This window comes from Rhodococcus sp. IEGM 1354, assembly GCF_030056855.1.
Classification (GTDB): Bacteria; Actinomycetota; Actinomycetes; order Mycobacteriales; family Mycobacteriaceae; genus Rhodococcoides.
The window spans coordinates 110,356-124,500 of record NZ_JASHKT010000010.1 but is presented as its reverse complement, the minus strand read 5'-3'; the positions used below and the strand labels follow the sequence as shown (position 1 = coordinate 124,500).

11 protein-coding genes are annotated in these 14,145 nt (G+C 64.6%); 6 read left to right on the top strand and 5 right to left on the bottom strand.

The genetic code is table 11. The features are described from left to right. The first annotated feature begins 51 nt into the window (after positions 1-51). A complete protein-coding gene (locus QM588_RS20560) occupies positions 52-1,566 on the top strand; it encodes an alkaline phosphatase D family protein (RefSeq protein ID WP_283316228.1) in 1,515 nt (504 codons plus the stop codon). A 17-nt stretch (positions 1,567-1,583) separates the two neighbouring features. Here the strand turns inward: QM588_RS20560 and QM588_RS20555 are convergent, their stop codons facing one another. Then, positions 1,584-2,141: a TetR/AcrR family transcriptional regulator gene (locus tag QM588_RS20555; RefSeq protein WP_283316111.1), complete on the bottom strand. Its 558-nt coding sequence runs from the start codon at positions 2,139-2,141 to the stop codon at positions 1,584-1,586. Positions 2,142-2,244: 103 nt separating this feature from the next. Between QM588_RS20555 and QM588_RS20550 the strand changes: the two genes are divergently transcribed. Continuing rightward, positions 2,245-3,711: an FAD-dependent oxidoreductase gene (locus tag QM588_RS20550; RefSeq protein WP_283316109.1), complete on the top strand. Its 1,467-nt coding sequence runs from the start codon at positions 2,245-2,247 to the stop codon at positions 3,709-3,711. Here the strand turns inward: QM588_RS20550 and glgX are convergent. Further along, positions 3,642-5,684 carry a glycogen debranching protein GlgX gene (gene glgX / locus QM588_RS20545; RefSeq protein ID WP_283316107.1) on the bottom strand — a complete coding sequence of 681 codons (2,043 nt, stop codon included), beginning with the start codon at positions 5,682-5,684 and terminating at the stop codon, positions 3,642-3,644. The two genes, QM588_RS20550 and glgX, sit on opposite strands and share 70 nt — an antisense overlap. Positions 5,685-5,806: 122 nt before the next feature. Here glgX and QM588_RS20540 point away from each other — a divergent pair, with 122 nt between their 5' ends. Next, the gene (locus QM588_RS20540; RefSeq protein ID WP_283316106.1) at positions 5,807-8,182 is read left to right on the top strand and encodes an ATP-binding protein; all 2,376 of its coding nucleotides are present in this window, start codon (positions 5,807-5,809) and stop codon (positions 8,180-8,182) included. 8 nt (positions 8,183-8,190) lie between these two features. On the opposite strand, the gene QM588_RS20535 is transcribed toward QM588_RS20540, so the two are convergent. Together QM588_RS20535 and QM588_RS20530 are read right to left on the bottom strand one after the other, a co-directional pair. Next, entirely contained in the window at positions 8,191-8,577 is a 387-nt protein-coding gene (locus QM588_RS20535; protein ID WP_032367853.1) for a DUF5313 family protein, read from the bottom strand. After that, positions 8,574-9,026 carry a MarR family winged helix-turn-helix transcriptional regulator gene (locus tag QM588_RS20530; protein ID WP_027494667.1) on the bottom strand — a complete coding sequence of 151 codons (453 nt, stop codon included), beginning with the start codon at positions 9,024-9,026 and terminating at the stop codon, positions 8,574-8,576. The genes QM588_RS20535 and QM588_RS20530 overlap by 4 nt, the downstream gene beginning before the upstream one ends. Before the next feature lie 210 nt (positions 9,027-9,236). Here QM588_RS20530 and QM588_RS20525 point away from each other — a divergent pair, with 210 nt between their 5' ends. Then, positions 9,237-10,223, top strand: coding sequence for an alpha/beta hydrolase (locus QM588_RS20525; protein WP_032385902.1), 987 nt, complete (start codon positions 9,237-9,239; stop codon positions 10,221-10,223). Between the two features lie 4 nt (positions 10,224-10,227). On the opposite strand, the gene hglS is transcribed toward QM588_RS20525, so the two are convergent. Continuing rightward, on the bottom strand, positions 10,228-11,613 hold the full coding sequence (hglS, locus tag QM588_RS20520) for a 2-oxoadipate dioxygenase/decarboxylase (RefSeq protein WP_283316102.1): 1,386 nt from the start codon (positions 11,611-11,613) through the stop codon (positions 10,228-10,230). 184 nt (positions 11,614-11,797) lie between these two features. On the opposite strand from hglS, the gene styD reads away from it, so the two are divergent. Further along, on the top strand, positions 11,798-13,288 hold the full coding sequence (gene styD, locus QM588_RS20515) for a phenylacetaldehyde dehydrogenase StyD (protein WP_283316101.1): 1,491 nt from the start codon (positions 11,798-11,800) through the stop codon (positions 13,286-13,288). Positions 13,289-13,502: 214 nt separating this feature from the next. Further along, positions 13,503-14,072, top strand: coding sequence for a TetR/AcrR family transcriptional regulator (locus QM588_RS20510; RefSeq protein ID WP_283316226.1), 570 nt, complete (start codon positions 13,503-13,505; stop codon positions 14,070-14,072). Positions 14,073-14,145: the final 73 nt, after the last annotated feature.

The following is a 14,145-nucleotide window of genomic DNA, read 5'->3' as shown; positions in this document are numbered from 1 at the left end:
GTCTTCCTGGGCGCTACGAGCCGTTCATGTCGATGCTGGACGGTGAAGGGCATGCAGCTCACCCGTCGATCCCTCCTCAGATATGCCGCTCTCGGTGCCGCTGCCACGCCTGTGCTGGCGTGCAGCCCGGCGTTGGTTCGCACCCGGCCGGTGCTGACACACGGTGTCGCCAGCGGTGATGTGCGTGCCGACGGAGCGCTGGTGTGGGCACGTTCGGATACTCCGGCGACGATGATCGTCGACACGTCCGCGACGGACTCGTTCTCCTCCGTGACGACGATGCGGGGGCCACTGCTGACTCCGCAGTCGGACGGCACGGGGGTGCTGCGCCTGACCGGATTGCCTGCGGGACAGAAGGTTCACTATCGCGTCACGCTCGAGGGCGAGGACGGTGCAACGTCGGAGCCCGTCACCGGAATGTTCTCCACAGCTCCTGACGGCCCATCCGACATTCGCCTGTTGTGGGGTGGCGACACCGCAGGCCAGGGCTACGGCATCAACCCCGACATCGGCGGTATGACCATCTTCTCGGCGATGGCCGACAGGCAGCCGGATCTGTTCCTGCACAGCGGCGACGTCATCTATGCGGACGGCCCGCTCGAGGAGCGCGTGACACTTCCCGACGGCCGCATCTGGCGAAACACCATGAGCGAGGCCAAGTCCAAGGTCGCCGAGACGCTCGACGAGTACCGCGGCCAATACGCCTACAATCTCACCGACGACAACTACCGCCGCTTCAATTCGTCTGTCGCCCAGATGGTCCAGTGGGACGATCACGAAACCGTCAACAACTGGTACCCCGGTGAGATCCTCGACCTGGAGCAATACACGGTGAAGGATGTGGACCTGCTGTCGCAGAGGGCGTTGCAGGCGTTTCACGAGTGGTTGCCCATCGCGCCCACTGAAGCCGTCGACGGCCGGGTGTACCGCAAGATCTCCTACGGGCCGCTGCTCGACGTCTTCGTCCTCGACATGCGCACGTACAAGGACGCGAACGGTGCGAACACCGCTGCGTCAGGGGAGATGCTCGGCTCGGCGCAGCGTCAGTGGTTGATCGACGAGCTGTCCCGCTCCACCGCGACGTGGAAGATCATCGCGAACGACCTGCCCCTCGGACTCGTCGTGCCTGATGGGAACGACGCGCAGGAAGGCGTCGGCAACGGCGACCCCGGTGCGCCGCTGGGCCGTGAGACCGACATCGCGCAGGTGCTCACCGCGATCGACCGGAACGACGTCACCGGCACCGTCTGGCTCACCGCCGACGTGCATTACACAGCAGCGCATCACTATTCGCCGGAGCGCGCGGCCTACCAGGAATTTCGCGAGTTCTGGGAATTCGTCAGCGGGCCGCTCAACGCCGGCGCATTCGGCCCCAACGTCTTGGACGGCACGTTCGGCCCGGAGGCAGTGTTCGTGCACGCGCCACCGGAGCCGAATGCGTCGCCGCTCGACGCGTTTCAGCATTTCGGTGAGGTGCTCATCGACGGGGACTCGCGCGATCTCACCGTCAACCTGTGCGACGCGACCGGGGCTGTGCTGTTCACGAAGGTACTGCCTGCCGCCTGATCGGTCGGGTCCGTCGGTTACAGAGGTTCGGTGAGATAGCGCCGGAGAGTAGGCCCCACCCACCGAACCAGCTGATCGTGGCTCATGTCGACCAGTGGTGGAATGGTCAGCACGTAGCGAGCAAAGACCAGACCGAGTATCTGAGATCCGACGAGCGCCGCGCGCTCGTCGTGCCGGTCCACCGCGATCGAGGCCAGAGCGGGCGCTACCTGCGTGGCGAACACCTGTTGCATCGTCGACGCTGCCGCCGCGTTCGTGGCCGCAGCGCGCATCAGGGCGAGGAAGGTTCCGTCCTCCTCCCAGACCTGGAAGAACCTGGGCATCAACGCTTCTGCAAAGTCATCGGGCGCGATTTCGGTCAGTTCCGGAAGGTCGAGCTCGAAGGTTGCGGCCTCGGCGAACAGTGCCTCCTTGGTTCGGAAATAGCGGACGACCATCGCCGCGTCGACGCCCGCGACGGCGGCTACCGATCGCATCGTCGTGCGGTCGTAGCCATCGGCAGCGAACTGCGCGCGGGCCGCGTCGAGGATGCGGGTGCGCGTGGCGGTTGCGGATCGGACGGGTCGGTCGGCCATGTACGTACTCTAAGTCAACGACCGTTGACCGCGGTGCTGGACGGGTCTATCGACGTAAGTCAACAGCTGTTGACCGCCGAATCGAGAGCCTCGGGAGCGCGCTATGAACCAGTCGGATGTCCTCGTCGTCGGAGCCGGGCCTGCGGGTTGCATGCTGGCCGGTGAACTGGCACGGGCCGGTCGGTCGGTGACGGTGTTGGAGAAGCATGCCGCGCTCTCGCCGTTGTCCCGAGCGTTCGGCGTGCACGCACGCACCCTCGAGATCCTCGACAGCCGTGGGTTGGCGGATGCGTTGCTGGCGAGGGGAACTCGTGCCTCGGGCCTGAAGCTCTGGAACGGACTGGAGCTCGATCTCGGTGTGCTCCCGTCGTCGTTCCCCTTCCTCCTGGTCACACCTCAGAGTCACGTCGACGGTGTGCTCGAATCGTATGCACGTGATCACGGTGCCCGCATCCTGCGCGGGGTGACGGTGAGCGGCCTGGTGCAGAGCAGCGACGGTGTGACCGTGCAGGGCCGGGACGCAGACGGGCGCGAACAGCAGTGGGCGGCCCGGTACGTGGTGGGTGCCGACGGAGTGCACAGCACCGTGCGCACCGCAATCGGTATGGACTTTCCCGGCAGGAAATTGCTTCGCTCCATCATGCTGGCGGACGTGCGGCTGATGGACCCGCCCAAAGGTCTGATCAATGTCGACGCAGGTAGGGATTGTTTTGCATTCGTGGCACCGTTCGGAGACAGGTGGTTCCGCGTCATAGCCTGGGATCGCACGGACGACGCCGCGGAAAGCGATCCGGTCGACGAATCGATGCTGCGCGGAGTCCTGCACCGTGCATTCGGCACCGACTACGGCTGGAGCGAGATTCGCTGGAGCTCGCGATTCTCCTGCGACGAACGGCAGGTGGCGCGATATCGAGAGGGGCGGGTTTTCCTGGTCGGCGATGCGGCGCATGTACATTCACCTGCCGGCGGGCAGGGAATGAACACCGGTATCCAGGACGCGATGAACCTCGGCTGGAAACTGGCGGCCGTTCTGAACGGTGCCGACGAGTCACTCCTCGACACCTACCACGACGAACGTCATCCGGTGGGGCGGATGGTCGTGCGCAGCAGCGGCGCGACAATCCGAATGTTGCTGCTGCGCTCGGCGATTGCGCGCACGGTCCGCAATACGATTTCGGCTCGAGCGCTTCGGCGACCACGGGCCGTCGGCAAAATTGCCGGCATGTTCTCCGGCATCGGGATCTCGTACGGTCACCGGCGCGGCGAGCACCCGTTGGTGGGCACCCGCGGCGTGCAGATTCCGCTGACCGAGGGCACGATCACCGGTGCGCTGCGCGAGGCTTCGTTCCTGATCATCGGCGAAAACGACTGCAAGCGAACGGGCATCGTCCGCCGTACCGACAGCGGCCCCGCCGTCCTCGTCCGGCCCGACGGATACATCGCGTGGGCCGGACGCTCCGAATCGGAGGAGTGGCTACAGATTCTCGAACAATGGACCGATCAGCCCTGCAGCAACGTGAACGAATGCTCGCGAATCAGAATGGACGGTCCGCCCGCCTCGTACGCCTGATCCGGATCACTCGACGTCGACTGAGTCCACTTGCCCTCCGGCAGCGTGAATTCGACTGTCGCAGGTGAGGCGTTGACCATCCAGGCGAACGCAGCGTCTTTCTCGCCCGCACGCATCAGGATGAGAATGCTGTGTGCGTTGCCGTCGGACCAATCCTCGTCGACCATCTTTTGACCGTCGGCGCGGTAGAAGTCGACCGTATCGGGTCCTGCCCCGTCCTCCTCGGAATCGCTGTCGTGCCGGAACCAGGTGGGACGCAACGCCGGATGCTCGTCGCGCAGCGAGATCAGGTGGGTGGTGAAGTCGACGAGATCCTGATCGACCGTGCTCCAGTCGAACCAGGAGACCTCGTTGTCCTGGCAGTATGCGTTGTTGTTGCCGTTCTGTGTTCGGCCCAGTTCGTCGCCGCCGAGGATCATCGGGACGCCGGCCGAAAGGAGCAGTGTGGCAAGGTGATTACGCTGCTGGCGGGCGCGGAGTGCGTTGACGCCCTCGTCGTCGGTCGGGCCCTCGGCACCACATCCCCACGAACGGTTGTCGGATTCGCCGTCCTGGCTGTCCTCGCCGTTCTCCTCGTTGTGCTTCTCGTCGTACGAATTGAGGTCTGCCAGAGTGAAGCCGTCGTGGGCGGTGATGAAGTTGACGCTCGCCAGCGTCGGGCGCCGGGTGCTCTCGTACACGTCTGGGCTGCCGGTGACACGTTGCGCCAGAGCGGACAACGCGCCGTCCTCGCCGCGCCAGAAGTCACGAACATCGTCGCGGAACTTACCGTTCCACTCCGACCACCGGGCCGGGAACCCGCCCACCTGGTAGCCCTGGGTGTCCCAGGGCTCGGCGATGAGTTTGACGGGTGCGAGCGTCGGATCCTGGTGTACGAGATCGAGGAACGCGCTGTGGACGTCGAGGCCGGAGTCCTGACGGGTCAGGGTGCTCGCGAGGTCGAAACGGAAACCGTCGACGTGCATCTCCGAAACCCAGTACCGCAGCGAGTCCATGATCAGGCCCAGCGCCGCGGGATGTCCGACGTTGAGGCTGTTACCGGTGCCCGTGGTGTCGTAGTACGCGCTTCGGTCGTCGTCGACGAGTCGGTAGTGCGAGCCGTTGTCGATTCCTTTGAGAGACAACGTCGGTCCCAGGTGATTGCCTTCGGCGGTGTGGTTGTAGACGACGTCGAGGATGACCTCGATACCGGCCTCGTGCATCGCCTTGACCAGTGCCTTGAATTCGTCCACCTGGCCGCCGGTATCGCCGGTGCTGGAGTACTCGTTGTGCGGGGCGAAGAAGCCGATGGAGTTGTAGCCCCAGTAGTTTCGGCGTCCCTCTTCGAGCAGATGCGAATCCTGGACGAACTGATGAATGGGCAGCAGCTCCACTGCGGTGACGCCGATACGCTTCAGGTGCGCGATCGCGGCGGGGTGGGCCAGCCCGGCGTATGTTCCTCGAATGTCCTCGGGAACATCGGGATTGGTGGCGGTGAAGCCCTTCACGTGGACCTCGTAGACGACGGTCCGGTCCAGCGGAGTTCGCGGTGCCTCGTCGCCGGACCAGTCGAAGTGCGATTGCACCGCAACGGAATACGGCATGTGCGGCGCGGAGTCCTCGTCGTTGCGGGTCTCCGGCTCGGCATGCAGATGCGAGAACACCGACTCGTTCCAGTCGACCTGGCCGGTGATGGCCGTGGCGTACGGGTCGAGCAGTAGCTTCGCCGGGTTGTGACGCAGTCCCGAGGCGGGATCCCACGGGCCGTCTACGCGGAGGCCATATCGCGTTCCCGGGGTGACGTCGGGCACCAGATCGTGGAAGACGTGGCCGGTGCGAAGCGTCAACGGCGTTGTACTGCGCTCTGTTCCGTCTTCGTTCATCACGACGACGGACACCGAGTCGGCTGTTTCGGAGTAGACGGCGAGGTTGGCACCGTCGTCGGACAGACGCGAGACGCCCAGGGGGTACGGGAGACTGGATGAGGTGGGCATGAGCGGCCGATTACCCCCGGCGCAGGTGAGCGAAACGCTTGCCCACCTGGCGCTCGGATAGAATCGACGAGGAGATTGCGCCCGTCCTTGACCTACGGCCGCATGTGACTAAGGACGAGGCCATGAATCCCGCAGTACCCGATCCCGGTTCGGCTCGGCTCGACGAGCTGTTTCCCGGTGACAATGCCACCGAGGCTCGCTTTCGCGAGCTGGATTGGAGCTCCACGGAGCTGGGACCGGTGGAGCAATGGCCGTACGAACTGATCGCGGCCATCCGCACGGTCATGCCGTCGACCATCCCGATGTTGATCTGGTGGGGGCCGCACCTGGTCCAGATCTTCAACCACTCGTACACCGATTTTCTCGGTGACAAGTTTCCCGCCGCCGCAGCTCAGACGGCCGGGGACTGCTGGGCAGAGATCTGGGACGAGATCGGCGCGTTGGCTCATCAGGTGGTCGACGGCGGCACTGCGGTGCACGGTGCTCGCCAACGGTTCATGATGAATCGGTACGGGTTCCTCGAAGAGACGTACTGGACCTTCTCGTACAGTCCGATTCACGGGCCCGAGCAGGCGGTTCTCGGCGTGTTCGTCGCGACGTCGGAGGTCACCCAACAGCTACTCGGCGAACGCCGCATGCAGGCGTTGCTGAGCCTGGGCACGCTGACGGGCAACGACACCGACGGTGCCGTGGACATCTGCCGTGCGGCAGTGGGCGTGCTCGCGGCCGAAGCGGCGGAGTTCCCCCTCGTCGCCGGTTACCTCCGCGAAGATCTGACTGCGGACGGCCCGGTGGAGTCTGTCGTGACCGGGGGCGACGCCGGGTACGAGCTTTCGAAGTGGGAGTGCGCCGACATCACTCGAGTTGCCGACGGTACGGTCGCCTGCGCGACTGTGCAGGTGGACGGCAACGTTCCGCAGGCCGTCGTCGTGCCGTTGACGATGGCAGGTCGGGTACAGCCGGTCGGGGCGCTGTTGATCGGAGTGAGCAGCCATCGGGTGATCGACGATGCCTTCACCTCGTTCTGCGTCGTCGTCGCCGAACGCCTGTCCACCGCACTGACGGCTTCACACGCGTTCGAGATGGAGCGCAGCCGGGTGGCGGCCTTGGCCGACGCCGATGCTGCGAAGACTCGGCTGCTCGAAAACGTCGGGCACGAATTCCGCACCCCGCTGACGTTGCTGACGGGCCCGTTGGACTCGGTCCGCGAGAACGCTGCTTCGGTGTTGGACGCGAACGACCGCGAATCACTCGACGTCGTTCATCGTGCGTCGATGCGGCTGCGCAGGTTGGTGGACGATCTACTCGACATCGTCAATGCCGAGGCCGGCCGACTCGTCCCTCGACCCGAGCCGGTGAACCTCGGCTCGGTGACACGCGATTGCGCGACGATGTTCTCGGCCGTCGCATCGGCGCAGGGGCTCGAGCTCGTCGTGGACGCGGCCGAGGATGTCGTGGTGCTGACCGACGCCGAAATGTGGTCGAAGGTCGTGTTCAACCTCGTCGCCAATGCCGTCAAGTACACCCCGGCCGGACGGGTGTCGGTTCGTCTGGTCGCGGACGAGGACACCGTCCGGCTCGTGGTCACAGACACCGGACTGGGAATTCCGGCCGAGGACCTCCCTCGAATCTTCGACCGGTTCCACCGCGTCGAACGAGAAGGCGCGCACAGCATCGAAGGGTCCGGAATCGGGCTTGCCCTGGTGACGGACCTGCTGACAGCTCTGAACGGACGCATCGACGTCGACAGCGACGTGGGCCGGGGAAGTACTTTCACCGTGCAGGTGCCCCGGTTGCCCGCAGAAGCTGCCGCTGTCGATCGACCCGGCGCTCCGGCCGATCCGATCTCGGCGATCTTCCCCTCGATCGAGCCCGTTCCCGAGACGACCGATCGCGCCGACGTCCTGCTCGTCGAGGACAACGTCGACATGCGCAACTACCTCGCGCGCCTGCTGACCGACGAAGGGTGGTCCGTCTCGACAGCGGGGGACATCGAGACCGCTCTCGATCGTGCCCGGACGATGCTGCCGGGGCTCGTGCTCTCGGACGTCATGCTGCCGGGGCGCAGTGGTCTGGATCTGGTGGACGACATCCGCGGCGACGCCGACTTGAGGCGAGTACCGGTCATCTTGCTGACCGCTCGTGCGGGAACCGACTTTGTGCTCGACGGACTCGGACGCGGTGCCGACGATTACATCGTCAAGCCGTTCCACGACCGAGAACTCGTCGCGCGCGTTCGCGTGCACCTCGAACTGTCACGGATGCGCGAGCAGCTGATCGCGGAGAGCGGCAATCAGGCCGCGACACTGCGTACGGCGCTCGAGACCCGCGGCACGATCGGCCGAGCCGTCGGCATCCTCATGTCGGTGTACCACATCGACGCGGACGCCGCGTTCACGCAATTGACCGAACTCTCACAGAACACCAACCGCAAGACGCGGGATCTGGCCGTCATGATCGCCGACGACTTCACCGCAGGCCTCGCCCGCGAGCACTGACCGGCCGGTCAGTGGTTGCGGCGGTAGTTCTCGCGTTCGCGTTCGAGTTCCGCCGTTTTCTTCTCGCTCTTCAGATCGGCGGGCAGTCCGTGAATCTCGAGACGACGGGCGCGGTTCTGGTCCATGTATGCGGCGGTGTAGAACAGCGCGAGCAGCAGGGCCAACAGGACCATCGAGGCACGTAACCAGATCGCGCCGGGAAAGAGCACGAAGAACCCGATGAAGATGGGCAGGAACGGGATCATCGAGCGCAGGATGTGACGCGGTGTCGCGCCGGGGCCGACGAGGTCGCGTCGAACCCAATCCTGCATCGAGTCGGGAAGTTTGCGGCCCAGGACGGCGTAGCCCAACCATTGGCCGGCGTTCGGACGGGTGCGCTGGGGTCGTGCGCTCATGTCAGTGCTCCTGCTGCGATCGCCGCGTCGTTGACGCGAGTGAGGACGCGGCGCAACTGCTCCAGTTCGTCGAGTGACGCACCGAGTCTCGCCACGACCGCGGATGGAATCTTTTCGGCCTCGGCGCGGAGAGCGGCTCCGGCGGGGGTGAGGGATACGAGCAGAATGCGCTCGTCTTCCGTGCTGCGTGTGCGGGTGAGCAGGCCCATCGATTCCAGACGCTTCAGCAGCGGAGACAGGGTGGGCGAGTCGAGTTGCAGCGCTGAGCCGATCGCTTTGACCGACATCGGCGACTCGCCCCACAAGGCCAACATCACCAGATACTGCGGATGGGTCAGGCCCATCGGTTCGAGCAAAGGCCGATACACCGACAGCACAGCCCGGTTGGTGACGGCCAGGGCGAAGCAGACCTGGCGATCGAGCGCGAGTGGATCCTCGGTGGTGGTCACGCTGGCCAGAGTAGCAGAATTGATTAGTGCACGAATTGTTCGTGTACGACTCGAATGGTGAAAAAGGGCGGAGGTTCAGGTTCGCCACCTCGATCGGGTATCGAGTCTGCGGCAGTGGTGAAAGTTTGCCCACAACGTGTTACCGGGCGCGCAATTGTGCAATGCTGCACCTCGATTCACCCTTACCGTGATAATCCCGAGAGGATCGCCATGCGTCGCCGACGCATCTCCACCACTGTCTTCGTCGCAGCGTTGTCCCTGTCGATCGCCTCGGGAGGTGTCGCATCCGCCGAGCCGGCTGCCCCCTCCGCCCGCATCGTCGACACCGTCCTGGCATCCGACACGCTGCGCACGCTGAAGGTCGACTCGCCCGCTATGGGGGCCGTCGTCGAAGTGCAGGTGCTCACACCCGCGGCGAAAAGCGGACCGCGTCCGACGCTGTACATGCTCAGCGGCATCGGCGAAGAGGATCCGCACAACAGCATGTGGTTGCGCAAGGGGCAGGCAGCGGAGTTCTTCGCCGACAAGAACGTCAACGTCGTCCTGCCGTTGGCCGGGCCAGGAAGCTTCTACACCGACTGGCAGCGCGACGACCCGAAACTCGGCCGCTACCAGTGGGAAACGTTTCTCACCGAGGAACTGCCTCCGCTGATCGACGCCGCCGTGGATGGCAACGGCCGCAACGCGATCGCCGGCCTGTCGATGGGCGCACAATCGGCGATGATGCTCGCCGCACGTAACCCGGATGTGTACTCCGGCGTGGCGTCGTACAGCGGCTGCTTCGCATCCGCCGAGCCGTTGGGCCAGGCCAGTATTCGAGCCATAGTCGGGGCATTCGGCGGCAATGCCGACAACATGTGGGGCGGACCCTTCGATCCTGCGTGGGCCGAACATGATTCGGTGGCCAATGCCGAAAGTCTGCGCGGTACCGATGTCTACGTGTCGGTGGGAACCGGCGCTCCCGGACGTCACGAAAGCTTCGACACTGCAGCGGGATGGGACAGGGTGGTGGTCGGTGGCCTCATCGAGGTCGGATCGAACTACTGCACACACCGACTCGCGGATCGGCTCGGCCAGTTGAACATCCCCGCAACGTTCGACTTCACCGAGACCGGAACGCACTCGTGGCCGTACTGGGTGGAGCAGCTACCGAAGAGCTGGCCGACCCTCGCCGGGTCCCTCGGTATTTCGGGCTGATCTTTCAGCGGGTCCATGGGCAGTCGAGGGGCTCCGTCAGGCCGAGGTGCTTCTCGACTCGCGTCACCGACTCGTCTCGGAGACGGCCGTAGATCCGGTACGGGTCGTGCAAGGTCCGTCCCAGAACGCTTTCCATCGCCTCCGCATCGAAGGCTGCCGCGGTGTTGTCGGAATTGCGGGTGCCGTCGGATTCGAGATTGGATCTGAAGATGCCCGCCGCCGACTTGGGCAGGAAGTCCTCGTACACGATCGGGTCGGCCGCGAGAACACCCGACCTGACCAGATCGACGAGGCCACCGTCCCGGTCTGCAGCGGACGGGTTCGTGCCGGTGACTCGAAAGGTGAAGTAGGCGAGGTCTTCTGCCAACCACCGGGCCTCGTCGTCCGGTACCAGCGACGACCACAGAGCGGACGCGTTCTCGGGTTCCTCGGTATCGAGTCGATCCAGATACGTGTCGTAGCGACGTCGGCCGAGTGCAGTAGCTGCCGCGCCCCTGGCCTCGACCTCGCCGAACCGCACCCGTAGATGGTCGGGTTCGACGTTGCCGTTCTCGTCGAGAAACATCCGCTGCTCGTCCAGCGCTCGGAACGACGTCTGGCGCAACAACAATCCGGGACCGGACGTACGAGGAGGGCCCTGGATGGTGTCGATCATTGCCACCCCGCGCTCTCCCATTCGGCGATGCAGAAGATCGATGTCCAGAACCCTCGGTGTCAGATGATTGATGTGGGTGGAGGAGACGCCACCGATGTCGGCGGCCACCGCCGAGACTGCCTCGAGTTCGCGGTACCACGCTCTGTCGACAGGGTCGGTCGACAACGCGAACGCCGCCGTCGCGAGGTCCAGAAAGGTAGCGGACTCCTCCGCTGCGAGGCCGTTGTCCCTCTCGCACGTGGCTGCCAGCTCGAGCAGTAGCGGAGGGAACAGTGTTCGGCGATCGAGAAATTCCGTCAGGCGACGGCCGAGATCCGGCTCGAAGAAGCGTCGATCCGACGCCACCAGCATCGAGGTGAAGATCCGGAACGGGTTGATCGCCAGCTCGGCCGGATCGATCGGCCGGAAAGCTGTCGACACCACCGGAATCGAACTCGACGCAGTATCACGCAGATCGTAGAAACCCACCGGGTACATACCCATGGCACCGAATATCAGTGCCACCTGCGACATCTCACGTGCATTGCCGACGCGAATCGCGCCGTGCCGCTCCGCGGTGACGCGATCGATGGAGCCGAACCGTTCGGCATCGGCACCGCTGGTGCGCATCGTCTCGGCATTGATCGACGCGGTGACATCCAACAGCGTCGTGTACGCGGGAACCTCCCGCCCGTACAAAGTCGACAGACGAAGGGCGAACTGCGCTCGCAATTGCGTCGGTGTCACGTTCACCACCTCATACTGCGCCTTTCGGTGCCGGCACGGAACCCGTTCGGCTGTCTGCTGCCTTCTCGCGACTGTGCGCATCTACCGCACAATGTGTGCGCGATCACACAAGACCGGCACGTTCGGTCGGGCGCAGTCTGGACCAGACATGCGAGAGGTGCCTGCACACGGCACCGTGAAGGAGCGAAAACACATGACCGCAGTACAGGAATCGGCCGCACCGTCGCTGCCGACCGGCACCGCCACCGAGCTCTACATCGCGGGGCAGTGGCACGGTGCATCCGACGGAGGAACCTTCACCGACCTGAACCCGACCACCGAGCAACCCCTGGCGGAGATTGCTGCAGCCACCGCGTCGGATGTCGATGCGGCGGTGCGTGCGGCCCGTGCCCAGCTCGGTGGCGAGTGGGGCGCAACGCCCGGAGCGGTCCGGGGCCAGCTGCTCAATCGGGTGGCAGATCTGATCGAGCGGGACGGTGACCTTCTCGCTCGACTCGAAGCCCTCGACATCGGTAAGCCGGTAGGTCAGCCCGCGATGCTCGACATCCCCAATGCCGCAGCCACTTTCCGACACTTCGCGGGCTGGGCCGACAAGATCACCGGCAGTTCCATCCCTACCGCGGGCTACTTCGGGCAGCCGACGCACTCCTACACCGTTCGCGAACCCGTCGGCGTCATCGGCATGATCGTTCCCTGGAACACTCCGCTGATGATTGCGGCGTGGAAGCTTGCTCCCGCTCTGGCCGCGGGGAACACCGTCGTCGTCAAGCCGCCGGAGGACGCGCCATTGTCCATCCTGCATCTGGCTCGACTGATCGACGAGGCAGGCGTACCTGCCGGAGTGGTCAATGTTGTTCCAGGACTTGGCGAAGTGACGGGCGATGCATTGGTCGGCCATCCGGACGTCGACAAGATCAGCTTCACCGGCAGCCCTCGGGTCGGCAGAATCATCGCCAAGAAGGCAGCCGACACATTCAAGCGGACGACGCTCGAGCTCGGCGGCAAGTCCCCGCAGATCATCCTCGAGGATGCGGACCTGGAGGCGGCGATCAACGGAACCGCGATGGGACTGTTCTTCAATCAGGGCCAGGTGTGTGCCGCGGGGACGCGAGTGCTGGTGCACCGCTCGCTGTACTCGCAGGTGGTCGACGGATTGGCCGCAGCGGCGTCTGCTCAGGTCCTGGGAGATCCGTTCGATCCGTCGACGACCATGGGTGCCCTCGTCAACGCGAAGCAGCGAGACAGCGTGTTGGGGTACATCGAGGCCGGACGCGACGGTGGGGCCCGAGTCGCAGCCGGTGGCGGACGTCCCGACGGCGCCGGCTATTTCGTCCAGCCGACGATCTTCGCCGATGCCGACAACGGCATGAAGATCGCCCAGGAGGAGATTTTCGGACCGGTCGGAACGGTGATTCCGTTCGACACTGCCGACGAGGCCATCTCCATTGCCAACGACACCGTGTACGGGTTGGCCGCCTCGATCTGGACCCGCGACGTGTCGAGGGCGCACACCCTGGCCGCGCAGGTCCGTTCCGGCGCGGTATGGGTGAACGGCTGGGCTGCAATCGATCCCGCACTCCCGTGGGGCGGCATGAAGTCCAGTGGCACGGGACGTGAACTCGGGTGGGCCGGTATCGAGGCCAACACCGAAGAGAAGGTCGTCACCGTAGTTCTGTCGAGCTGACGCACGTGAGCGGAACTTCGACCCTGCTACGAGGTTCCGCTCACGTGGGTAACGCGGTGTTTACCGACGAGCGCGCGTTTCGTAACGAACAGGTCGCAAGATTTAGTTCAACGGACGTAGAACAACGTTCCGAGCGAATCGGAAGGCGATGATGACGATGCCCGAACCCTAGGTCCTAGCAGGGAGCCGCTACCGTAGGGCTGTGCCGAAGCTCGTGGATCACGACGAACGCCGCCGCGCAATCACCGCGGCAACCTGGCGCTTGATCGCTGCCAAGGGGATCGATGCCGCGAACATGCGGGACATCGCGACCGAGGCGGGATACACGAACGGTGCGCTGAGCCACTACTTCGCGGGCAAAGACGAGATTCTCCGAACCGCATTCGAGCACGTCTTCGAGGCAACGAACCGCCGTATCGACGAAGCTCTCGGCGGCGCAACGGGATTCGATGCGCTCCGTATCTTCTGCCGGGAAGTGATGCCGACAACCGAAGAGACTCTGCTCGAGGCGAGAATTGCAGTGTCACTGTGGCAGCGCGCGATGTACGACGAGCACATGGACGACACGAACAATCGATCCCTGGTGTCGTGGCGGGCCCGGATGGCGGAGTTTCTCGAGCAGGCTCGCGCGGAAGGCGACGCCGGCGATTTCGATGTCGATCTTGCCGTCGAAATGTTGCTCAACATGATGATGGGTATGCAGATTCTCGGCGTGCTCACCCCCGATGACACCACTGCCGACCGGCAGTTCGAGATGCTCGACCGGTTCATAGCTCAGCTGTAACCATCCTGTGTGCGGGCGACCCGCGTCTTTCCGCATGCGTTCGTTATTCAACGACTGTAGAACCAAACCCCGA